At 36.2% G+C, this 22,220-nt stretch carries 23 protein-coding genes; 5 read left to right on the forward strand and 18 right to left on the reverse strand.

What is annotated here, in order from left to right; translation table 11 throughout:
• Window positions 1-80: 80 nt before the first annotated feature.
• Genes coaBC through ACMAYX_RS09405 form a run of 4 tightly spaced genes read left to right on the forward strand, consistent with a single transcriptional unit; the run spans window position 81 to window position 3,890 of the window.
• Window positions 81-1,307, forward strand: coding sequence for a bifunctional phosphopantothenoylcysteine decarboxylase/phosphopantothenate--cysteine ligase CoaBC (coaBC, locus tag ACMAYX_RS09390; RefSeq protein WP_412463415.1), 1,227 nt, complete (start codon window positions 81-83; stop codon window positions 1,305-1,307).
• Entirely contained in the window at window positions 1,304-2,173 is an 870-nt protein-coding gene (gene panC, locus ACMAYX_RS09395) for a pantoate--beta-alanine ligase (RefSeq protein WP_103217811.1), read from the forward strand. The genes coaBC and panC overlap by 4 nt, the downstream gene beginning before the upstream one ends.
• Window positions 2,166-3,494: a GTPase HflX gene (gene hflX, locus ACMAYX_RS09400; RefSeq protein WP_103217810.1), complete on the forward strand. Its 1,329-nt coding sequence runs from the start codon at window positions 2,166-2,168 to the stop codon at window positions 3,492-3,494. Before panC ends, hflX begins: the two co-directional genes overlap by 8 nt.
• 42 nt (window positions 3,495-3,536) lie before the next feature.
• Window positions 3,537-3,890: a hypothetical protein gene (locus ACMAYX_RS09405; protein WP_412470344.1), complete on the forward strand. Its 354-nt coding sequence runs from the start codon at window positions 3,537-3,539 to the stop codon at window positions 3,888-3,890.
• Between the two features lie 5 nt (window positions 3,891-3,895).
• On the opposite strand, the gene ACMAYX_RS09410 is transcribed toward ACMAYX_RS09405, so the two are convergent.
• The gene (locus ACMAYX_RS09410) at window positions 3,896-4,168 is read right to left on the reverse strand and encodes a peptidylprolyl isomerase (protein ID WP_103217808.1); all 273 of its coding nucleotides are present in this window, start codon (window positions 4,166-4,168) and stop codon (window positions 3,896-3,898) included.
• 99 nt (window positions 4,169-4,267) lie between these two features.
• Window positions 4,268-4,615: a hypothetical protein gene (locus tag ACMAYX_RS09415; protein ID WP_103217807.1), complete on the reverse strand. Its 348-nt coding sequence runs from the start codon at window positions 4,613-4,615 to the stop codon at window positions 4,268-4,270.
• A 51-nt stretch (window positions 4,616-4,666) separates the two neighbouring features.
• On the opposite strand from ACMAYX_RS09415, the gene ACMAYX_RS09420 reads away from it, so the two are divergent.
• Window positions 4,667-4,957, forward strand: coding sequence for a hypothetical protein (locus ACMAYX_RS09420; RefSeq protein ID WP_146037837.1), 291 nt, complete (start codon window positions 4,667-4,669; stop codon window positions 4,955-4,957).
• Between the two features lie 7 nt (window positions 4,958-4,964).
• On the opposite strand, the gene ACMAYX_RS09425 is transcribed toward ACMAYX_RS09420, so the two are convergent.
• The 16 genes from ACMAYX_RS09425 to ybeY all read right to left on the reverse strand — a co-directional run bounded on the left by ACMAYX_RS09425 (window position 4,965) and on the right by ybeY (window position 22,164).
• A complete protein-coding gene (locus ACMAYX_RS09425; RefSeq protein ID WP_412471284.1) occupies window positions 4,965-5,810 on the reverse strand; it encodes a prepilin-type N-terminal cleavage/methylation domain-containing protein in 846 nt (281 codons plus the stop codon).
• Between the two features lie 180 nt (window positions 5,811-5,990).
• Entirely contained in the window at window positions 5,991-7,724 is a 1,734-nt protein-coding gene (locus tag ACMAYX_RS09430) for a 30S ribosomal protein S1 (RefSeq protein WP_103217804.1), read from the reverse strand.
• A 168-nt stretch (window positions 7,725-7,892) separates the two neighbouring features.
• Window positions 7,893-9,038: a hypothetical protein gene (locus tag ACMAYX_RS09435; RefSeq protein ID WP_103217803.1), complete on the reverse strand. Its 1,146-nt coding sequence runs from the start codon at window positions 9,036-9,038 to the stop codon at window positions 7,893-7,895.
• Window positions 9,039-9,043: 5 nt separating this feature from the next.
• Window positions 9,044-10,123: a DUF3108 domain-containing protein gene (locus tag ACMAYX_RS09440; protein ID WP_412471699.1), complete on the reverse strand. Its 1,080-nt coding sequence runs from the start codon at window positions 10,121-10,123 to the stop codon at window positions 9,044-9,046.
• Window position 10,124: 1 nt separating this feature from the next.
• Window positions 10,125-11,198: a tetraacyldisaccharide 4'-kinase gene (gene lpxK / locus ACMAYX_RS09445; protein WP_103217801.1), complete on the reverse strand. Its 1,074-nt coding sequence runs from the start codon at window positions 11,196-11,198 to the stop codon at window positions 10,125-10,127.
• A gap of 9 nt (window positions 11,199-11,207) precedes the next feature.
• The gene (lpxB, locus tag ACMAYX_RS09450) at window positions 11,208-12,338 is read right to left on the reverse strand and encodes a lipid-A-disaccharide synthase (RefSeq protein ID WP_103217800.1); all 1,131 of its coding nucleotides are present in this window, start codon (window positions 12,336-12,338) and stop codon (window positions 11,208-11,210) included.
• Window positions 12,335-13,282 carry a Gfo/Idh/MocA family protein gene (locus ACMAYX_RS09455; RefSeq protein ID WP_412463419.1) on the reverse strand — a complete coding sequence of 316 codons (948 nt, stop codon included), beginning with the start codon at window positions 13,280-13,282 and terminating at the stop codon, window positions 12,335-12,337. The genes lpxB and ACMAYX_RS09455 overlap by 4 nt, the downstream gene beginning before the upstream one ends.
• A 12-nt stretch (window positions 13,283-13,294) precedes the next feature.
• Window positions 13,295-14,092 carry an acyl-ACP--UDP-N-acetylglucosamine O-acyltransferase gene (gene lpxA, locus ACMAYX_RS09460; RefSeq protein WP_103217798.1) on the reverse strand — a complete coding sequence of 266 codons (798 nt, stop codon included), beginning with the start codon at window positions 14,090-14,092 and terminating at the stop codon, window positions 13,295-13,297.
• A 12-nt stretch (window positions 14,093-14,104) separates the two neighbouring features.
• A complete protein-coding gene (locus ACMAYX_RS09465) occupies window positions 14,105-14,584 on the reverse strand; it encodes a 3-hydroxyacyl-ACP dehydratase FabZ family protein (protein ID WP_392993413.1) in 480 nt (159 codons plus the stop codon).
• A gap of 13 nt (window positions 14,585-14,597) precedes the next feature.
• A complete protein-coding gene (lpxD, locus tag ACMAYX_RS09470) occupies window positions 14,598-15,614 on the reverse strand; it encodes a UDP-3-O-(3-hydroxymyristoyl)glucosamine N-acyltransferase (protein ID WP_412470347.1) in 1,017 nt (338 codons plus the stop codon).
• A 73-nt stretch (window positions 15,615-15,687) separates the two neighbouring features.
• On the reverse strand, window positions 15,688-16,188 hold the full coding sequence (locus tag ACMAYX_RS09475) for an OmpH family outer membrane protein (RefSeq protein ID WP_103217795.1): 501 nt from the start codon (window positions 16,186-16,188) through the stop codon (window positions 15,688-15,690).
• A gap of 16 nt (window positions 16,189-16,204) precedes the next feature.
• Window positions 16,205-18,496: an outer membrane protein assembly factor BamA gene (gene bamA / locus ACMAYX_RS09480; protein ID WP_103217794.1), complete on the reverse strand. Its 2,292-nt coding sequence runs from the start codon at window positions 18,494-18,496 to the stop codon at window positions 16,205-16,207.
• A 126-nt stretch (window positions 18,497-18,622) separates the two neighbouring features.
• Window positions 18,623-19,279 (reverse strand): ABC transporter ATP-binding protein, encoded by a 657-nt coding sequence (locus tag ACMAYX_RS09485; RefSeq protein WP_103217793.1) that lies wholly within the window; start codon window positions 19,277-19,279, stop codon window positions 18,623-18,625.
• Window positions 19,280-20,473 carry an FtsX-like permease family protein gene (locus ACMAYX_RS09490; protein WP_103217792.1) on the reverse strand — a complete coding sequence of 398 codons (1,194 nt, stop codon included), beginning with the start codon at window positions 20,471-20,473 and terminating at the stop codon, window positions 19,280-19,282. It abuts the gene before it with no gap.
• Between the two features lies 1 nt (window position 20,474).
• Window positions 20,475-21,588 (reverse strand): peptide chain release factor 2 gene (gene prfB / locus ACMAYX_RS09495; RefSeq protein WP_392993663.1). Its coding sequence is split into 2 segments (ribosomal slippage): window positions 20,475-21,515 and window positions 21,517-21,588, totalling 1,113 coding nucleotides; the frame shifts between segments, so codons are not numbered across the junction.
• Window positions 21,589-21,615: 27 nt separating this feature from the next.
• Window positions 21,616-22,164, reverse strand: coding sequence for an rRNA maturation RNase YbeY (ybeY, locus tag ACMAYX_RS09500; RefSeq protein ID WP_392993419.1), 549 nt, complete (start codon window positions 22,162-22,164; stop codon window positions 21,616-21,618).
• Window positions 22,165-22,220 lie beyond the last annotated feature (56 nt).

Below are 22,220 nucleotides of genomic sequence, written 5' to 3' on the forward strand. Positions count from 1 at the left end.
TATTTCAAATTCAATGGCCTAAATCCTTAAAAACATATATAAGATAGACACATAGTATTAACAACCAGAAAGTTAAATATATGAAAATATTAGTAGGTGTATGTGGCTCAGTTTCCGCTTATAAATCAATTGAGTTTGTAAGAGGGCTGGTAAAGAAAGGTCACGAGGTAAAGGTTATTTTAACAAGTGGAGCAACGAAATTTGTTCATGCTGACCTCTATACTTACCTTGGTGCCGCCCAAGTCTATAGCGCGCAATCTGACTTTAGTGGAAGTGTCGAAACAAAATCTGTTCTTCATATTGAGCTAGCAAAGTGGGCAGACTCACTTCATATTTATCCGGCCAGTGCAAATACAATTGCCAATCTTGCCATGGGTAAGGCCGATGATCTACTAACATCAATCTTTTTAGCAGGATGGGATAAGTTTCAAACGATTATTTATCCTGCCATGAATACGTCAATGTGGACGAATCCAATCACTCAAGAAAATATTGACCTACTTGAGAGGCTGAATAAGCAAAGTAATATCTTTATCTACCCACCAGCTTCTGGTGAACTCGCATGTGGTGATGTCGGTGCGGGAAAAATTCCAGCAGTTGAAGAGGTCCTGGCCAATTTTGATGCTATCAACCCATCAATAAATGAATCATCAAAACGAGTTGTTATTACAGCGGGAGCAACTGTTGCTCCAATTGATCCTGTACGTTTTGTAACAAATCCATCATCTGGTAAAACAGGTTATGAAATTGCAAAAGAATCTCTTCGCTTAGGATATCAAACGACAATTCTACTAGGACAAAACTCATGTCCAGAATTTCAATTTTTAAAAAGCCTTCCAGGAGTTAAAATCATTTCAGTTCGCACAACGGATGAAATGTATGAAGCAGTTCTTGCGCTTGAAAATCAATTTGATACTTATATTTCAACGGCCGCCATTAGTGATCTAAAATTTAAGACAGCAGAAGGTAAACTAAAGAAGGAAGCCCTATCTTCTAGTTTAGAATTTGAAAAGGCCCAAGATGTTCTTGCTCATGTTGTTGCCAATAAGTTAGAGAATCAAATTATTGTCGGATTTGCTGCTGAAACAGATCTTTCTAAAGAAGTCTTAGAATCAAAATATAATCGTAAGCCAACGAAACTCTTAATCGGAACTCATGTCGACAGTGGTCTCTGTAAGAGTTCACGAAAGGGCTTTGGTAATAATGAAGCTTACTACACAATCCTTAACGATGGCGTAATTGCCTTTACTGGTGAGCTATCAAAAATCGAGTTAGCAAAAGAAATATTTAAAAGGATTAAAGCTTGAAGTTAATTCAAACGCGATCAGATTTAATTGCAGCAATGAAAGAAGTCTCACACGACTCTCTTGGCCTTGTTGCAACAATGGGAAATCTACACGCAGGTCACATGAGCCTTCTAACAAACGCTCTTGAAACCTGTGATAAAGTTGTTGTCACAATCTTTGTAAACCCAAAGCAATTTGGAGAAAATGAAGATCTGGATAGCTACCCTCGAACACCAGAACAAGACCTTGACCTAATCAAGGAAACGGCAGGTAATCGTGCCGCTGATATATTAGTTTTCCTACCAAAAGATAATAGTGAAGTTTATCCAGCAGGCTTTAACACGACGGTATCAGTTGATGGTATTACGCAAAAGCTATGTGGACAAAGTCGTCCGACGCACTTTAGTGGTGTGACAACTGTTGTTTATCAACTCTTCACACTAATTAAACCAAGCCAGGCTTTCTTTGGTCAGAAAGATTATCAACAAGTTTGTGTCATTAGGAAAATGGCCCATGACTTAAATCTTGAACTTGAAATTAAAACAGTGCCAATTAAACGCGAAGAAAGTGGCCTTGCCCTTTCATCACGAAATGGCTACCTGACAAGTGAAGAAAAAGAATTTGCTCTTATTCTTCCAAATAAATTAAATGAACTAGAAAATCTTCTAGCAAGAACGACATGGGTTGAAGCACAGGCTCAGCTTAACGAAATCCTTGAGGAAACTTTAAAAGATTCAAATTGGGATTATCTTGAAGTACTTGATAGTACTAATTTAGAAGATGTTGAATCAAATACAAAAGAAGTTGTTATCGCTGGTGCATACTTTGTAGGAAGTAAACCTACTCGCCTTATCGATAACAGATTAGTGGAAATTACTTATGCTTGATAACGAATTTTTTATTTCACGTGAGGCAAAGGCCTCACTTGTATCTTTAGTTTGTCCAAAGTTTAAAGAACATGCGACAGAAAAAGACACTCTCCGTTCACTTGGAGAGCTTAGAGAACTAATGCGAACATTAGATATTGAAACAGGTGAACAGTATATTCAAAATAAGAAGACTGTTGATCCTGGAACAATCTTAGGAACAGGAAAGCTTGAAGAAATCGCAATGGATGCAAAAGCTGAAGGCTCGACTCTTCTTGTTTTTGACTGCGAGCTTACATCTTCACAAATTAGAAATATCAAAAAGCTAACAGGAATGTCGGTTGTTGACCGTTGCCATATTATTCTTGAGATCTTCTCTGAGCACGCCCGTACAAAAGAAGCACGTATTCAAATTGAAATCTCACGTCTGCAATATATCCTTCCTCGCCTGGCCGGTTTCTGGTCTCACCTTGGCCGTCAAAAAGGTGGTATTGGTGTCCGTGGTGGAGAGGGTGAACAGCAGATCGAGCTTGACCGTCGTATCATTCGCGAGCGTATCGAGTTTTATAAGAAAGAGCTTAAAGAGGTTGAAAAATCTCGTATTGAGCAAAAGAAGAAACGCTCAAAAAAGGCCATTACAACGGCCCTTGTTGGTTATACAAATGCTGGGAAGTCGTCTCTTATGAATCGTCTTTGCCGCGTAAACGTCTTAGAAGAAGATAAGCTATTTGCGACTCTTGATTCGACATTTAGGATGTTAAACCCAGATACAAAGCCGCCGATGATCCTTATTGATACGGTAGGTTTCTTATCAAACCTTCCAAACACTCTTATTGATGGTTTCAAGACAACTCTTGAATCTGCCCTAGAAGCGGACCTTCTAATAATCGCTTGTGATATTAGTGATCCTAATTACGAAAAGCATCTTGAAGTTACAAATAATGTACTAAGTGAACTTGGACTTGCTGATAAAGAGCGCTTCATTGTCTTCAATAAGAAAGATAAGTTAAATGATAAGATTACTGAAACTATCATCAAGAGAAAACATCCTAATAGCTTTGTGATCTCTAGTTTTAATACTGATGAAATTGATAACCTTCGTGAATACATCGTTAACTTCTTTTTAGAAAAGCAGAATAATTACGATCTCTTTATTCCATATGATGCAGGGGCCGCACACTCAATTGTGGTTTCAAAAACAAACGTCATTAAAACAAGTAATCACGAAAAAGGGATCTACTATCAAGTTAGAGTACCTGACTTTATTTATAATCCATTAGGGTTACAAAAGTTTGAGCTCGGACCTCACGATCCCCTTCTAGACGAACTAGACGAAGTCTAAGTAAAAAATTAAATTTAAATTTTACTATTCCGATGAGCGAGTATGAACAAAATCATACTCGCAACACTACTATCTATGCTATCTTGGTCTGCCTTTTCAGCAGTTAAAACAATCGACGTTGAAGCTTATTTTAAAACAGATATGGACTTCATGTTCTCAATCAAAAATAAGAACTACGATAAGGTCATTCTCGACTGTCAGGGTTTTATCAATGGCCTAAACCTATATAGCACACGTGGACACGATATTTTCACTCTGCCAGGATATGGACATTGCATGGCCATTCACAATGAAATCATTAAGAATATCAAAGATGAGAAAAGTTCTTGTTTAGTATTAAATGATAAGGAAGGGCAAATACTAGTTCTGGACAGCAAGTGCCCAGAACAGAAGTAGAAGTCTTAAGAGATTCTCTTAATTAGGTGGTAACCAAATTGCGTGCGAACGATTGGAGAGAGCTCTCCAACTTCTAGTGCAAACGCAGCTTTTTCAAATGGTGCCACCATCATCCCTTTTCCAAACTCTCCAAGGTCTCCACCTTGTTGCCCAGAAGGACAATTAGAAAAATCTTTTGCAAGTTCTTCAAAAGTTTTTCCATCTTCAAGCTTTTTTAATAAATCTTTCGCTTCATATTCTTGATCAACAAGAATGTGAGCACAACGAATCTTAGACATAGTTTTTCCTTTGAATATATTTTTTAAGAATGAAATCGCCAATAGTATGTTCCTATGATTACGAGAATTATAATGGCAAGGCCAAGATACATGTAAAACTCATCCCTCTCCATTAAAATCTCCACAAATACGATCGAGGTTAGAAAGTAAATTTGCAATATCTAACGGTGCCTCTATAACACGCTGAGCACCCTCTTCACCCTTCGTCACAAGTTGAACAACAGGGATATTTTGGCAAAACTCTGATTCGATTTTTCCAATTGTATCGGCCGTGATTGTCGAAAGATCCACGAGGATGACTTCAGGCACAATATCTCTGATAAAATGAAAGGCCTCTTCTTCATTAGATAGCGTGAAGAAATCTCCACCGACTTCCCTACCTAAGGCCTCGATAGCAGTTATCATCATTTGGTTATTAGATAAAAAGAATAGTTTTTTAATTTTCACGATTAAGCCTTCGTATGTTACATTTAATCAATAAGAGTAATGGGAGTCCACATGTCTAGCCGCATTAAAATTATTGATAACCTATCCAATTCTACCTTATATGAGTTTTCAATGGAAGACGCAGATCGTGCTTATCAAAAATCTGAAGAGCTGGAAGAAATGGGCCTTGATATTAAGCTAGTTATCCCTTCAGTCTCGCAAACTCTTATTGAATCTCTCGGTGCCTCAAGTGAAACAGTTGAAAAGCTTAAGGAAATGCTGGATGAAGAAATTGCCTCTCATATCGATGAAGAAGATGGAGGGTGCTCAATTTGTCTTCCAGATGGAAAGGTTCATCAATAAATTAAGATCAAAGTTCTTCATTTAGAAGAGCTTCCATCTTCTTTGTATTCTCTTGAAGAGATTTTAAAGATTCCATTGCCTTTTGAAGTTCAGGATTATTTTTTACGGCCTTACTAATATCTTCTTGTGACAGTGATTGACCAGTTTTCTGGGCCGCTTCGTTGATTGATTCCTCAAAGACCTTATCGTAATCAGTCTTTTTCGAAAGATCGTTATTTACTGACTCTTGACTAGATTCACTCTCGCTAGGCTTTGAATCTGAACCACTACTTGCTTCTGCAGTTGAGGAACTCGAAGAAGTATTCATAAAAGGTATCTTTGGTAAATATATTCCACCCAGAACCCCGCAGTCCTCTACTCGATTTGAATCATTCACAAATAGATCAACCTCAAATCGCTTAATAATCGTCTTTCCACCATAAGCATTATTATTCATACGATTAAGTTCTAAATTTAATTTTAATTCCGCACGGTGAAAGTCTTGTCCTTCTACCTTGTTCACATAGAAGTTCGAAATATACATTGAAGAAAGAACGAAATTCGTTCCGTTAACCTTATCTCCTATCGTGTACTTTGCCTTACCATCAGGTCTAACTATCTCTTCAAGAATGAGATCATTCTCTATCACCCCAAGCTTTCCTAGAGACCTTTTACAAATCCCAGGCTTTGCCATATAGGCCTTAATTGCATTAGCGTAGTTATTTAGCTCTGTTTGATTAATTGCAGTCTTTGTCGACTTCATTTGAGTCTTCATGAAACGAGCGAATCCAAGTGCTATAATTGCTAAAAGGCCTGCTGCCATAACAATCTCAAGCAGGGTAAAGCCAGAGTTATTTTTTGTGATTTTGTGCATAAATATATTTTAACGGAGAACTGAGTTTGAAGAAAGAATAAATATAAATTCCATCCTGGACATTCATCCTGGACATGCGTCCGCTCTCGGCTCCTGCCTTCGCGGACATACCGTCCATCCTGGACATAAAAAAGGCCACCCTAGGGGTGGCCTCGTATAATCAACTATTTAAGTAGTAGATTACTCGTCATTTCCAAGGTTGAAACCTTTAAGAACGTCACCAAGAGTTGCAGACTTAACTACTTCTTGTTGCATTCCCTGAGTATCAGAGTTTAGAGCAGACTTCATAGAAAGAGCGATTTTCTTCGCATCTTTATCTAGAGAGATAACCATAGCTTTAACTACGTCACCTTTCTTAACTACGTCTTCTGGCTTCTCAACTCTATCTTCAGATAGTTCAGAAATGTGAACTAGACCTTCGATACCAGTTTCAAGTTCAACGAAAGCACCAAAATCAGTTACTCTAACGATTTGAGCTTCAACGATTGTACCAACTGGAAGTCTTGTTTCAATTTTCTTCCAAGGATCTTCTTTAAGTTGCTTAACACCTAGACAGAATTTTTGGTTTTCTTTATCAACTGAAACTACAGCAGCTTCAATCTCATCACCAACTTTGTAATCATCGTTTAGGTTGATATTTTTCTTAGTCCAAGAGAAATCAGATACGTGAATTAGAGCATCTACTTCTTCACCAAGGTCAACGAAGATACCAAATTCAACGATTGATTTAACTTTACCAGTAACTTTTGAACCTACAGGGAACTTAGCTTCTAGAGCATCCCATGGGTTTTCTTGAAGTTGCTTGATACCAAGAGAAATTCTCTTGTTTTCTACGTCTACTTCTAGAACCTGTGCTTCAACGATTTCACCTACAGTGAAGTGCTTAGTTGGGTTCTTGATAGAGTTTGTCCAAGACATTTCAGAAACGTGGATTAGACCTTCGATTCCGTCATCAAGCTCGATGAAGATACCGTAATCTTTAACAGATACGATTTCACCTTTAACTTTTGTTCCTGCAACATACTTATCTTGAGCAGCTTCCCAAGGGTTTTCTTGAACTTGCTTAAGACCAAGAGAAACTCTTTCTTTTTCTTTATCAAACTTAAGGATCTTAACTTCGATTTCGTCACCAAGAGTAAGGATATTTGATGGGTGCTTAACACGTCCCCATGACATATCAGTGATGTGTAGAAGACCGTCAATTCCACCTAGATCGATGAATGCACCGTAATCAGTGATGTTTTTAACGATACCCTTAACAACCATTCCTTCTTCAATTTGAGAAAGAACTTCACCACGTAGTTTACCTCTTTCTTCAGCAAGAATTGCTCTTCTTGAAAGAACGATGTTTCCACGTTTCTTGTTAAACTTGATAACTTTGAATTCCATCTTTTTACCGATGAATTTATCAAGGTTTCTAGTTGGTCTAACATCAATTTGTGAACCAGGTAAGAAAGCCTTAACACCGATATCAACAGATAGACCACCCTTAACTTTTGCTACAACTGTACCAGTAACTGGAGTACCGTCTTCACATGCTTCAGAAATTTTATCCCAAGCTTTAAGGATTTGAGCTTTGTCCATTGAAAGAACTAGGTTACCTAGGTGAGACTCTAGTTTATCAAGATAAACTTCAATTTCGTCACCAAGTGCAACTTTTAGAGAACCATCGTAGTTAGTGAATTCTCTTTTTGGAACAAGACCTTCTTGCTTGTATCCAATGTCAACAAGTACGTAATCTGGTGAGATGTTAACAATTTTACCTTTGAAAACTTCACCTTCTGTAAATGTTGGAGTTTCTGTCGAATCTAGTAGTTTCGAAAACTCTGTTTCATCTCTTGTCTCGATGTCTTCACCAAGAACAACTTCGTAACCTTGCATCCAAGATTGTTTTAGATTGTTTAAATCTGTCATAATTTACCTCATGGAAGGATTATTAACTGTGTCCAATCAATATTCCTTATATTTTTTGATTCTAAGGGAAACCCTTAGTGTAAATCTCTTCTACTGAAGACAACTTACAATTTTTTGATTTTGCGCATCTTAAGTTTTTTGGGGCCCTACGTCAACAATAAAAACTTATTAATTATAGAACCTTAGGCGTTTGTTCAGGTGCTTTTCGTACAGTTTAAATAGGTTATATTTATAACCATCGATACCATGCTCATTCCATAGCTCATCACGAGACTTAAGACATGATTCCTTATACTTAGTATTATTTTGGACGATATCTTTAACTCTAGTCCTCAACTCACGTGCATCACCTTGACGGTAAGTCGCAAGAGAGCCGTGATAGATTCGATGAAGTTCCTCCGTCGTAGCATTGCGCGGAACAGCAGTAGGAATTCCTTTAAGGATTGCCAGCAGTGCGTAGTCTTCTATTGGAGATTTTGACGTGTACGAAATCCAGATATCAGAGCGTACTTCATAAATATTATCGTGCTCATGAAATTCAACGTAATTTTCAAGTTTATACTCTGCAATTCTATCCTTTATCGGATTATAAAGGATATTTCTCTCCCACTTTCGATTTGAGAAGATATGCAGCTTAAATCTCTTAGGTAGCTCATTGTCTAAATTCAAGGCCCATAAAGCCTCTAAGCAAACTGAGAGATCATTTAACTCAACTTCGTGATCATTAACCCAACAAGAAAGGTGAATTAAATTTTCTTCATCAAAAGTGTATTTCTTCTCGAAGTTAATCTTATCAACACCAAGTCCTGAAGAGTAAATCTTACGAACTGGCACATCCATATGAGTATTGATTGAATCAATCATCTCTCTAAAAGGAATAAAGATAAGATCTATTCTTCCAATCAATCGACGATACCAAAATTGTTTATAGAACTTACTCACTTCAAAATTAATTGTGAAAAAGAGTGCCGTTAAGTTTCTCTTTCTTAAGAACGAGGCCAAAGGCCATAGGAAATTCAATTGATAGCAGTGAACGATATTAATATCGTATCGCTTTATGATTCCTCTAAGCTTTGAGAGCTTATACCAATTCCATACTCTTAACTTTGTCGTTCCAGTATGAAAAATACAATCAATTCCGGCTTTCTTACATTCTCTGTGTAGAAATGAATCTTTTAAGCAGTAAATAAAGATATTGTGGCCAATTTCTTTCAGCAGAATACTATCTCTTAAAAGCATGCGCTCCTTCGAACCTGAACTATAGGTTGGAGAGACATAGAGAATATTCTGTTGTTTTCTAAAAATATTAACCATTAATTTTACTTACCAGTATCCTTTCCTGCTTTATGAGAGACAAGCTCTCCTTTCACAGTTCCAATTTTAACCTTTGCAGAGAACTTAAGTACAGTCCTAGTTTCATCAGTTGAAATCCAAAAATTTATATCGCCAGATTTCTTTAGAACCCCAGGAAATTGTGTTTGGGCAGTTATCTTATAAGCTTGATAAGCTTTTCCCATTATAGTGATATCTTCTATTTCATCGACAGTCGCTTTTAAAAGCCACGCCTTACCTCTTGTAATAATTGGAAAATCAAAGCTTGTTCCAATCTTCATTGGAATACCGCGAATAAAATAAAGAGCGGAAAAAGAATCAGTAAAGTATCGTGGTAGAGAGTCTACTTTCTTAATCTTCTTTGTTTTTCCTTTCTTCAGACGATTATAAAAAAAGTAGGTCTTCAGTTCGTCATGATCAAATAGTTGAAGATCATCCACAACCTGTCCTGATTCACGCTGCTTCATTTCATACTTTAAAGAAGAGAATTTTCCATGGTCCGCATCGACATAAACATCAAGAGTATCTTTTAGCTTATAGATACCTTCAAAATATTCAGCAGATTCTAAAAGAGCATTTACATGAAGAACTTCTTTTTCTCCGATCAGTGCCATCGGTTGTGTTGTAATCGTTGCGATCCCCGCCTTAAAGATTGACCAAGTAATCTCATATTTGAATTCTTCACCAACAAAGAAGATCGGCTTATATGAATCCCAATATTTCTTTGATTCTTTATCAAATTTTAAAAATGCTTTTGGGTAATCTTCTTTTTCTTGAGGATTAGTTTTTACCTTTGGAGCCGCTTTAACAACAGGCTTAGCTTTAACAACTTTTTCTTTTTTCTTTGCAACTTTCTCAATCTCCTTCTCTTCAATTGAAGAAGAAAAGGGAGTCGGTGTCGGAGCAGGCTCTTCGACTTCAGTCGTTTTAAACTTCTCTAAAGTCTTACTTTCCTCATCAGAGAAAATTTCCACTAGATCCATATCATCGCTATCACTTTTCATAAGTGCACCAGCACAACCAAAAAGTAATAAAGCCAAAAGACTTAAAGAAAAAATATTTCTCACTCTAACCTCTAACAACCGAGTTGATTTTATCTTTTACAAATTGTTCACCTTTTATAAACTCGATACCAATTTGTAGGTAGTGAATTCTCTCACTACTAGAACACCTCTTCATTTTAACAATATCTTTCTCTGTTGTAAGAATGATGGCATCCTTTTCTTGTGCTAGTTCCACTAAGCCTTCTAACTCACTAACTTTATAAAGGTGGTGATCAGGAAAATTAAAATCGTCAACTATATTTGCATCAAGTTGCTTAACTAACTTTAAGAACGCCTCAGGAGATGCAAGTCCAGAAACACAGATTACACTTTTTCCTTTTAAGTCAGTCAAAGCATAATCTTCTTCATGTAAGAGGTTCTTAATTGCACTTGGAGCATACTTAAAGAAACCGCTCGGCGTATTCGGTTTACAGTTTTTAAGAATATAACTTTCTAACCTTTCAAGTTTATCTTCAGTTACAAGATCTGCCCTACCAAATAGAACAATATCCGCTTCTCTTAGAGCACTTACGCCCTCTCTTAAGTATCCCCTAGGAGGACAATGATACTTCGACATTGGAAGTAGAGAGTCGAAAAGAACGATATTCAAATTGCGGTTGATTTTTAAATGCTGAAACCCATCATCAAGAAGAACAACATCTGCTTTTTCTTCTTCATAATATCGTCTTAAATTATCACTTCGGTCTGCACCAACAACAACACTAGCATTCTTTAGATTGCGACTTAAAACAAGTGCCTCATCACCAAAAACAAAAGGGTTTTCACTAATTTTCTTTCCCGTTTTAATGATTCCACTTGAGTTCTCTAATTCGCCCTTATAGCCTCTCGTTAGAACCATCGTCTTTTTATTTAAAATATCATTCAAATAATTACCAATCCAAAGCGTAAAAGGTGTTTTTCCTGTTCCACCTAGCGATAGATTTCCGATACTAATAATTGGTACTTCAAAAGATGATGATTTTAGAATTCCCATCTTGAAAGCAAAACGACGTAAACGATAAATCCACTCCCACAAAAAACTAACAGGAGTAAGAGCAACGGAAAAAAAGTTAATGAGTTTTATATTAATATTATTCATGATTCCTCATTATAAATAAGCACTTTTAATTTTTTCGAGAAGATATTGAGAAACCTCTATATCCTCACCTTCAGTTAAATCTCTTAGCTTTTTCAGTTCACTTAAAACAAATTCATAGCGTTTTTCATCATCGAATAAGTCTTTGGCCTTGCGAACAAGATTATATTCACTGAAGCCTTCGCCGAGTAGCTCAGGATAAACTTCATGACCTAAAATTAAATTAGGAATAGAAACGAAGCCTTTATACTTAACAATATTTTCTGCAATAAACATATTGAGCAGATTAAGATCGTATGCGATCACGCTTGGTACCCCATAAAGGGCCAAAGATAGGTTTACTGTTCCACTAGTTGCGAAAGAAAAGTCTGCTGCTTTGAGCGCCTCATCTAATTCACGATCTTCATAAATCTTATCAAATTCATTTTCAAAACGAGAAAATAGTTCTTCATCAACAGAGCTTGCTTTAACGATTGAAAGCTTAAATTTATAACTCTCTCTAAGTTTTTGGCATGCCTTAATAAATTGAGGCAACATGAATTCAATTTCAAAGCGACGACTTCCAGGCAGAAGTAAAATATTAAACTCTCCATTCTTAAAATCGACATTGGTTCTTTGGAAATTTTCCAACAGAGGTTTTGTCTTCTTAAGTAGTGGATGTTCAATTGTTATGGCCTTACTTACTCCACGATCCATAAACCACTTTTTTTCAAATGGTAAAATACAGAATAGTGTATCAACAGAAGCTTGAAGATATTTTGTTCGCCACTCTTTCCATACCCATGCTTGAGGCGCAACATAGTAGAGAACTTTGACACCTAGCTTTTCAAGCTTCATGGCCAACTTAAGATTAAATGTCTGAAAATCAATTAAGATAGCAACTTTAGTTCCACGCTTTTTAACTTCATCAATGATATGATTATAAGCACCGTAGTAAAATGGAACCTTTTTAACTGCTTCTGTAATTCCCCAAGTGGAAAAATCTTTTAAATCGTAAAGAAGTTCGACTCCTTGCTCTTTCATAAGCTCTCCCCCTACTCCAAAGAATTGAGTATCAGGAGCTCCCTTTGTAAGAGTCTCAAGGAATGTCATTGCATGTTCTTCACCAGATTTTTCACCGGCAATAATTAAGCAGCTTTTCAATTAAGTTCAACCTCAATGTTTTTCTCGAGTGATTCATTAACTGCAGCAATTAACTCCATTGCAGCAATTCCATCATCAATCGTTACAAATTCTTTCGTATTATTTAAAATTGAATTATAGAAACGTTCTTGTTCAATTAGTAAGTGATCTCTTTTTTCGTAATCAAATTCATTAATTACTTGCTCTTCTCCAGCTTTAATATCAGTCGAATAAGATGCCTTATTATTTAAAAGATCAACTCTAAGGATTCCCTTAGCAGAGTTAATCTGAACGCTTCTTTCAGTCTTTACATCATTTCTTGAATTTTCAATTGTAACAAGACGATCACCATAGCTAAGTAGAGCTTTAACGTGATCAAACTTATCAGTGAGAACTTTCATTCCATATGCTCTAATCGATTTAGGTTTTCCAAATAGCATAAGGGCCAGGTCAAGGTCGTGAATCATTAGATCTTCAACAACTCCAACATCTGCGGCCCTTCCCTTAAATGGAGAATTTCTTACAATTGTAGCAACACTAGAGTTTGCAGTAATGTCTTTAAACTCTTCAAGACGCTCCCAAACTTGATGGCATCTTTCACTATGTCCAACCTGTAACTTAACACCCTTTTCAGAAGCAATAATCTTCAAGTCTTTTGCTTCTTCAACCGTTACCGTAACCGGCTTTTCACAAAAAACATGCTTACCTTCTTGTAATAAGAATTTAGCAATTTCAAAATGAAAGCTTGTTGGTGTAGCAATAACTGCAGCATCAATTTCTCCAATAACTTCTTTGATATCAGATACAACTTTGATGTCAGGATATTTTTCTTTTGCTTTTTCTTGGTTAGCGGCAAATGGTTCAACAATGGCAATCAATTCACAATTATCTAAGTTGTATGCTTTTTGAGCATGCCATTGGCCTAAGTGTCCATAACCGATTGAAGCAACTTTTACTTTAGACATAATTTATTCCTATTAGCTTAAAAACGGAGCAATACCCATTTTTGTCGTTACAATATGCTCTTTAATGCGCTCGATGATTTCATTATTTGCATATGGCTTCATTAGCTCTTCAGTCTCAACGAAAGTACGTGGTGAGTATGTTGAAGCTTCCATATCACGGAAGAAATCAACAATTTCAGAAATAGCATTTCTTTCAACACCTGCACGACGAAGACCAATAATATTAATCCCACGTAGCTTTGCACGGTTACCATAAGCAGTACAATATAGTGGAATATCTTTATCAATAGCTGAAGCACCACCGATATATGCACCTTCAGCAACTTTTACAAATTGAGAAATATTTGTACCACCACCAATGATAACTTTATTACCAACCTTCACGTGACCTGCAAGGTTTGTTGAGTTTGCCATAATAACACGATCACCAACAACAACATCGTGACCTAGGTGAACTTTGGCCATCAGTAGACAATTACTTCCAAGAGTCGTTTTTTCACGATCTTTCATTGTTCCTCTGTGAATTGAAACGTACTCACGTAAAACGTTATCATTTCCAATTTCAACAGAAGTAGCATGCTCTTCTTTGTATGTTAGATCTTGTGGCTCTTCACCAATTGAACAAAATTGATAAATCTTATTATTATTACCAATTGTTGTATGACCATTAATGATTACGTGATTGCGAATATCACAATTAGTTCCAATTTTTACATTTGGACCAATAATGCAATACGCACCAACAGTTGTTCCCTCTCCAATTTCAGCTGACTCGTGAATAATTGCAGTTGGGTGAAATCTCTCGCTCATGGAGGCTCCTTCTTAATTTTCTTTTACTTTAAAAGATGCAAGAACCTGACACTGGCTTACTAAGTCGCCTTCGTGATAGATTTTGCAATCATTTTGTAAGAAACCAGTACGCATTTTTGTACATACAGTTTCAATATCTAATTTCATTCCAGGATGAACTGGTTTTCTAAATTTTGCGCCTTCAATTGATAATAGCGCAACTTCAAATTCACCTTCTTCTAAATTTTTGTAATAAAGCTTTAATTGAAATGAAGTAAATTGTGCCATCATTTCTACTTGAACAACACCTGGAAGAATTGGATTTCCAGGAAAGTGTCCTGCAAAAATAGGGTGATCTTCACGAGTTGTATAATGTCCTTTTACAACTGCTCCAACTAGATCTTTTAATTCGTTTACCTCACCTACTGCTTCTACACTTGTGATTTCATCAACAAATAAGAATGGCTCGCGATGAGGGAGAATTTGCATTACTTGTTCTTTGTTTAATTGCATACATTACCTTCCGTTAAATATTCTTTCGTAAAAAAGCAATTCCTCGTAAAAATTCACGCATAGGTCTTGCTGGGTATCCACCAACGATTTCCTTCGGCTTCACGTTTCCAATAGCAACCGATCCTCCTGCAAGTTGAGCGGCCATACCAACTTCTAAGTTGTCTGCAACAGCTGCTTTTCCTCCAAGAACGGCATAATCTCCAATCTTTGTACTTCCACCAAGTCCGGCCTGTCCGCAGAGAATAACTCCGTTTCCAACCTTAACATTGTGAGCAACTTGAACAAGATTATCAATTTTTACGCCACTACCGATACGTGTTGGAGAGAATGTTCCTTGGTCAATTGAAGTATTTGAACCAATTTCAACATCATCACCAATTTCAACTCCACCAAAGTGCCAAATCTTATGATGAACACCTTGATGAAAGTTATAACCGAATCCATCACTACCTATAGTCGTACCAGAGTGAATTCGACAATTTTTTCCAATGACAGTTTGAGGATAAATTGTCACGTTTGGATAAATTGTACAATTCTCGGCAATTTTAACATTTGGTAAAATCACGCAGCCAGGCATGATTATACAATCAGCTGCGATTTCGACACCCTCTCCAACAAAAACATTTTCAGCAATTTTTACTGAAGGATGAATTGAGGCCAAGCTACTTTTACGGCCATCAAGATCGTAATTTAAGCTCCCAAGTTTTTCGTCGAAAAATAATTTAGATGCTTTCGTAATTGAGATAGGTATATTTGAAGAAGTAAGTAACACTATCGAATTATTTTCTAGTTCTTTCTTTTCAGAGTCATCAAGCGATTCAAAAAGATTTGTATCAATAATTAGTGCTAAATTATCTCCAGCGCCAGCATCTCTATATTTAGCTAGAAATTTTTTAGCACCAATGAAGAGAATTTTTTCTTCAATAATTTCTTCTATCGACGAAATCCCAGAAACAGAGTACTCAAGATTTCCAGATAGAAAACTCATATCGCTATCGTTTTCGATAATATTTTTAATCAGAATGGACATTTTATCCTCTCCTTTAAAACGACAAAAGGGAATACCTTCGTATTCCCTTCATGAGTCTATTTTTATTAGCAATTTACTTATGTTTGTTATCGTAAGCTTTAATTACATCTTCAGTAATGTCAGTAACTTTATTGATGTAAAGAATTGGAGTTGTCGAAGTCTCATAAGTCCAATCAAGACCTTTCTTCTTTGATACTTCTTCAACAACAGTTTTAATTTTATTTAAAATTGGTCCTTTTGCACTTTGTTCCATTTTTGCAAGCTCACCTTGGTACTGTTGCATTTTCTGTTGGAAACCAAAGAACTTCTTCTGTAGTTCTTGACCTTTTTGTTGCTTAGTTTTTTCATTCATAACAAGAGCTTGTTTTTCAAACTTCTCTTTTTCTTTTACTAGAGCTTCTTCTTCTTTCTTAAGCTCAGCTTGCTTCTTATCGATTTCTTTTTGCAGTTTATCCTTAATCTTTTTAGACTCTTTAACTGTTAAAAGAACTTTTTGAACATCAACACGTCCGATATTCATTGCAGATGCTGTTAATGAAGAGAAAAGTAATCCAATTACTAATAAATTTTTCATATCGTCTCCTTACGAATTAAAATAATTGTCCAATATCAAAGTGGAATTTTGTTCCCGCATTCATATCTGGGTCAGGGTTAATAGGAATACCCCACTCAAATCTTAGAACACCAATTGGTGAGAACCAACGGAAACCAAAACCATAATCCATATATATCTTATCGATATCTTCTAGCCTTTTGGCCGTACCTGCATCAAAGAAAGTAACAAATTTAAGGCCTGCTTCTTTGGCAAGTGGGTGCTCAAGCTCCAGTGTTGTAAACACAGTGAACGGGGCACCTGTATTAAATGTTTCAGTAACATTAGGAGTTCCCGGGTCATTATCATCATCATAAGTAACAGTCTCTTTTGGACCAATATCTTCGATGTCATAACCACGTAAGTTTCTCGCACCACCTAATGAGAATTTCTCATTTCTTGGTACAGGAACACCTTTATCTTCAATTTTCCCAGTGTAGAATCGACTTCTAAAAACTAGCTCTTTCCATACCGGATAGAAATAACGTACATCAATTTCATTCTTCCACCATTCTTTATCACCACCAAGTCCTGCATACTCAGTAGCAAGGTTCCAGTAGTAACCATCAGTAGGCTCAAAACGGTTATTTCTCTTATCCTTTACAACAGCAAGACGAACTGAAGAAGTCACACCATCTTCGTTCTCATCGACTGTTGGATCTTTAATATCTGTAAGCTCAGTTTCTTCAAGCTTATATGTTGTATATAGCCTTGTGTATTCGAAGATAGGATAACCAATACGGGCCGCAAAACCATGCTTCTTATAATCGTATGAATCAAGTTGAGTATCAACTGTTCTAAACACCTCTCCACCTAGAGTCCATTTCGAATCCATAAAGTATGGTTCAGTAAATGATAGAGAGAAGTTTTGTTGCTCTTTTGCAATATTTGTTGAGAACGATAATTGTTGTCCTAAACCTCTAAAGTTGTTTTGAGAAATAGAAGCTTGAAAGAAACCACCTGTTGCCGTTGAGTAACCAGCACCAAGAGAAATTTGTCCTGTACTCTTTTCTTTAACACTAATCTCAACATCAAGAATATCGTCTTGTCCCGGAGATGAAACAGTATTGAAGATAACGCTACCTGGTTCAAAGAAACCAAGACGATTAACATTTTCTTTTGACTCACGAAGACCTGAACCAGAATACTTCCCACCTTCATGAATTTTAAGCTCACGACGAATTACTTTATCACGAGTTTTAGTATTTCCAGTTACTGAGATGCGACCAAACTTCGCAAGCTTCCCTTTTTCAAATGAGTACTGAATATCAACTCTATTTTCACCAGGTACTAGTTGGATATTTCTGATAACGTTGGCAAAGGCATAACCAAGGTCTTGGTATGACTCAGTAAGAGTTTGAATATCACGTCTTAAAAGCTCTTCTGAATAAACTTCTCCGGCCTTAAGTTTTGTTTTTTCTCTAAGTTCATCTTCAGTAAAGAGAAGCTCTCCTTGGAAGTAAACATCACGAACATCAAATTTAGGACCTTCTTTAATCTTAACAGTAATGAATACCCATTTCTTATCTTCTGAAACTGTTACTTCAGGGACAGCAACGTTGACTTGAAGATAACCTTTAGTTGAATAGAAATACTTAATTCTTTCAATATCTGTTTTAAAATTTAGTTCTTTAAAGTTTCCTGAACCAGAAAGGAATGAAAATAGACTCTCCTCTCTTGTCTCCATAATTGACTTAACTTCTTCTTCTGCAAAAGCAGTTAGACCTAAGAAAGTCACTTTCTTAACTCGAACCTTATCGTACTCACTGATTTTATAAACTAAGTGAACATTCTCTTTGTCGACATGTCTAATTTCATACGAAACATTGGCCAGGTAGAAGCCCTTTTCTTCGTAGGTCTTCTCCATTTGGCGAACATCAGCTTGAATTGAGTTAATGTCTAGGATTGAGTATTCTCTTGTCTTTAAGTTTTCACTTAAGTCGTCTTTATCGACTTCATCATTTCCACTAAAAACGATCTTAGCAATAATAGGCTTTTCAACAACTTGAAAGATTAGCTTATTGCCATCCTGATGAGCCTCTACGGACTCAAAGTACTTGAGGTTATAAATTGTTTTAATGTCATCAAATAGAATTTCATTTGTAAGAGTAAGGCCAGCGCGAGAACGTAGCTTATCAAGAACAGCTTCTTTCTCTACCTTCTTTAAACCTTGAACTTCAACACTTGAGATTTTAAACAGACGAACACGTGGTCCAATTTCACTTGCTTGAATACTTAAGGTAATTGAAAAAACAATTATATATATAAAACTCTTCCAAGAGTTAATCATCTAGTCTCCGTGATCTCACGATCCTGTCATGTGTGTGCAGACAAAAAATACTTGAGTAAAAAAATATCAATAATCTTACAAAGTTACAAAAAGAAAAACGAACATCCTGCACAAAAAAGTGATGTATTAATGCAGGATTCCATCGATCATCGTATGAACACGACTAAACTTACGAGACATTTCCTCGTCATGCGTTACAACAAGAAGAGTTGTTCCAAGCTCTCTTGATAATTCGAAGATAAGATCAGCAACAATTTTTGAATTCTTAGAGTCGAGATTACCTGTCGGCTCATCGCACAGTAAAAGCTTTGGACGCAGTGATAGAGCGCGTATAAGATTGATACGCTGCTGCTGCCCACCAGAGATCTCATATGGGTAGCGCTTAAGACACTCAGATACACCTAAAGTCTTGGCCAGAGAGAGAATATACTTCTTTACCTTTGACACATCATGTCCACCTAAGCGGGCCGGAAGAAGAATATTTTCAAGACATGTTAGAGATGAAAGTAAAAAGTGAAATTGGAAAACAAATCCTATTTTGGAATTACGATAATTTGCTAACTTCGCATCATTCATTTGACCAATATTCAAGTTATCAACTGTAATTTGACCTGAAGTAATATTCTCAAGTCCCCCAATAAGATACAAAAGAGTTGATTTACCACACCCCGATGATCCCTTAATTACACATTGTTCACCTTGTGAAAGTTCAAGATCAACCCCTTTTAGGATATGAGAATTTCCAAAGTCTTTGTAAACATTCGATACATTTAAAACTGCCATTTACGAAAACTCCTCTCTAAGGCCTTGGGCCATTGATTTTGAATCTAATCTCTTAAGAACTACAAAAGTTAAGAATATAATAAAGATAAATGAAATTAATCCAACAATAAAAATATCTCTTAGGGATAAGAATAGCTCAATTCGATTTAGGTGATAAACATCTGTTGGAAGAGAAAAAATATCAAGAGTTGATAGAAGATAATCAAAAATCTCTACGCAAACGAGAGAGCCTAAAAATGCAATAAGCCAAATCCCGATATTCTGAACCATCCAAAGTGTTCTAAATTTCTTAGGAGAAAGTCCAATAGCATATAGTAAAAAGATTTCTTGTGACCTTCTCTCTTTTGAAAATATGATAAAAGCTAAACAGTTAAAGATAGCTAAGATAACAACAATTGAGAAAACAATCGAAATCATATATTTTTCAAATTCAACGGCCTTTAAGAAAGTTGCAAAATCGCTCCAATAAGGTGCAATAGTATATTCATAGTAGAAGACACTTTTCATATCAGCTACAACTTCATTGATCTTCGAAAGACTTCGATACTCAGGTTTGAGCCTTAGGCTCATTAAGTTAATACGATCCTTAACTCCCAAAAGAGTTTGAATCTTTTTTAAGTTCACATAAACAAAACGATTTCGATATTCGTGAATTTTAAAAGTTTTAATATCTTTTACTTTTAAAACCGCATTTGTTGGAAGATATCGCTCACCTAATTTACCCGCCGAAAAACTGAACTTTAAAGTATCTCCCACTTTAACCTTTAAATCTTGTGCAAGAAGATCACCAATTATAACTTCATTTTCGCCAGGCTCAACTAGACCATTATCGAGTTGATTAATCTTTTCATTAACACCAACGACAAAGACGGCCTTTCCCTTCTCATCTTTATTTACAAATGATTGTGTACGAAGCATTGGAATTTTAGTTTGAATTGGAAAGTTATCAAGATCCTTTTGTTCATTTTCATTTAACTCAAAGAATCCATTCGTTGCCGTAAGAATAATCTCACCACTTCCTGCATTAAGGGATTTCTTAAGAGTTACCCCAAAGCCATCCATCAGGGCTAAACTACAAAGAATAACGGCAAGAGAAAACATAAGGCCTATAATTGTGGCCGTAATAAAATAACGTGACGATCGATCACGAAAAAAAAGTAATTGAAAATCTTTAAATAGATAGAAAAAACTCAAATTACTCTTCCTTCATCCCATCAACTGACCATCTTAAATATGCATCCATAAAACCATCGATATCACCATCTAAAACTTTTTCAGCTTGTGATGATTCATAGTTAGTTCTGTGATCTTTAACCATTTTATAAGGATGTAGAACGTAAGAGCGAATCTGTGCCCCCCATCCAATCTCTTTCTTATTAGCTTCTTCTTCAGCGGCCGCTGCTCTTTGCTTTTCAAGCTCTAACTCATATAAACGAGACTTAAGAACTTTCATGGCCTGAATTTTATTTTGCAGCTGTGACCTTTCATTTTGACAAGTTACAACAAGACCAGTTGGAAAGTGTGTAATTCTAACGGCCGAATCAGTTGTATTTACTGACTGTCCACCAGCACCACCAGAGCGGTAAACATCAATACGAATATCTTTATCTAAAACTTCAATTTCAATATCGTCATCGACTTCTGGTGAAACAAAAATTGAAGCAAAAGAAGTATGTCTACGATTAGCTGAATCAAATGGTGAAATACGCACAAGACGATGCACGCCTGTTTCAGATTTAAGATTTCCGTAAGCGTAATTGCCTTCAATTAACATCGTTGCTGATTTGATCCCTGCACTATCACCATCTTGAACATCAAGAAGTTGAACCTTAAACTTTTTATGTTCGGCCCATCTCTTTACCATTCTAAATAGCATACTTGCCCAATCGCAAGATTCGGTACCACCGGCACCAGCATTTATACTAACAATCGCATTATTTGGGTCAGCATCATCAGAGAGTAGAACTTTTAATTCCGCTTTATTGAAAGCTTCGACGAATTCATCTGAAATCTCAATCGCACCTGTAGCAGATTCTTCATCACCTTCAGCAGCGTATTCATTTAAAATTTCAAATTCATCATATAGATCTTTTAATTTTGTATAAGTATTAACGACATCTTCTAAAAGGTTTTTTTCCTTTTGTACTTTGGCAGCATTTTGATTGTCGTCCCAGAAGCCAGGCATGGCCTCCATATCTTGAATTTCACCTATGCGTGCTGACTTTTGGTCAACATCAAAGTGACCTCCTTAGACTTGCAAGCTTCTCATCATAACTTACCATTAGTGATTTTTTTTCACCAAGGGCAATGCGAATACTTTCTTCCATTTTTAATTCCTATTTTTTTTGCCTAGATTTTTTAATTTTCATTAGAATCTCTTTTTCAAGAGCTTCCATAATTTCTTCTTCCTCTTGTGAGATTTCATGGTCATATCCTAACAAATGAAGAAGTCCGTGACAAAATAAGTGAATAACTTCTTGCTCTAACTCGATATCAAATTCGCGAGCCTGTTTTGCGGCAACATTTCGACTAATAATGATATCCCCAAGCATTACTGGACCAGGAAGAACGAAATCCGTACTGTCTGGACGAAGACTTTCATACATTGGAAACGAAAGAACATCTGTTGTTTTATCTTTACCGCGATGTTCGCGATTGATCTGTTTCATACGAGAGTCGCCACAAAAGTGAAGATCAACTTCAATCTCCTCGTGAACTTTCTTGTCTAAACAAGTGTTCTTTGAATAAAGGAAATTACTTAAGACAATAAGCGAATCCTTTAACATATTTTCGCAGGCCTTAAGTCCCCAATCAGCTCTAGAATTGTCAGCTAAGTTAACAATAAGTCTTGATTTGTTTACTTGAATAGTTGCGCTATGGGCCATTATTTCCAATCTCTTTTTAAGGGTGTATTATTCTGTCTTAGGTTACATAGATTATA

The organism is Halobacteriovorax sp. RT-2-3 (assembly GCF_047085075.1).
Taxonomy (GTDB): domain Bacteria; phylum Bdellovibrionota; class Bacteriovoracia; order Bacteriovoracales; family Bacteriovoracaceae; genus Halobacteriovorax_A.

Excerpts from the sequence above, each read along its gene's own strand:
- coaBC (WP_412463415.1), top strand. The coding sequence starts at position 81 with ATGAAAATATTAGTAGGTGTATGTGGCTCAGTTTCCGCTTATAAATCA.
- hflX (WP_103217810.1), top strand. The coding sequence starts at position 2,166 with ATGCTTGATAACGAATTTTTTATTTCACGTGAGGCAAAGGCCTCACTT.
- ACMAYX_RS09405 (WP_412470344.1), top strand. The coding sequence starts at position 3,537 with ATGAACAAAATCATACTCGCAACACTACTATCTATGCTATCTTGGTCT.
- ACMAYX_RS09410 (WP_103217808.1), bottom strand. The coding sequence starts at position 4,168 with ATGTCTAAGATTCGTTGTGCTCACATTCTTGTTGATCAAGAATATGAA.
- ACMAYX_RS09420 (WP_146037837.1), top strand. The coding sequence starts at position 4,667 with ATGTCTAGCCGCATTAAAATTATTGATAACCTATCCAATTCTACCTTA.
- ACMAYX_RS09425 (WP_412471284.1), bottom strand. The coding sequence starts at position 5,810 with ATGCACAAAATCACAAAAAATAACTCTGGCTTTACCCTGCTTGAGATT.
- ACMAYX_RS09430 (WP_103217804.1), bottom strand. The coding sequence starts at position 7,724 with ATGACAGATTTAAACAATCTAAAACAATCTTGGATGCAAGGTTACGAA.
- ACMAYX_RS09435 (WP_103217803.1), bottom strand. The coding sequence starts at position 9,038 with ATGGTTAATATTTTTAGAAAACAACAGAATATTCTCTATGTCTCTCCA.
- lpxK (WP_103217801.1), bottom strand. The coding sequence starts at position 11,198 with ATGAATAATATTAATATAAAACTCATTAACTTTTTTTCCGTTGCTCTT.
- ACMAYX_RS09455 (WP_412463419.1), bottom strand. The coding sequence starts at position 13,282 with ATGTCTAAAGTAAAAGTTGCTTCAATCGGTTATGGACACTTAGGCCAA.
- lpxA (WP_103217798.1), bottom strand. The coding sequence starts at position 14,092 with ATGAGCGAGAGATTTCACCCAACTGCAATTATTCACGAGTCAGCTGAA.
- ACMAYX_RS09465 (WP_392993413.1), bottom strand. The coding sequence starts at position 14,584 with ATGCAATTAAACAAAGAACAAGTAATGCAAATTCTCCCTCATCGCGAG.
- lpxD (WP_412470347.1), bottom strand. The coding sequence starts at position 15,614 with ATGTCCATTCTGATTAAAAATATTATCGAAAACGATAGCGATATGAGT.
- ACMAYX_RS09475 (WP_103217795.1), bottom strand. The coding sequence starts at position 16,188 with ATGAAAAATTTATTAGTAATTGGATTACTTTTCTCTTCATTAACAGCA.
- bamA (WP_103217794.1), bottom strand. The coding sequence starts at position 18,496 with ATGATTAACTCTTGGAAGAGTTTTATATATATAATTGTTTTTTCAATT.
- ACMAYX_RS09485 (WP_103217793.1), bottom strand. The coding sequence starts at position 19,279 with ATGGCAGTTTTAAATGTATCGAATGTTTACAAAGACTTTGGAAATTCT.
- ybeY (WP_392993419.1), bottom strand. The coding sequence starts at position 22,164 with ATGGCCCATAGCGCAACTATTCAAGTAAACAAATCAAGACTTATTGTT.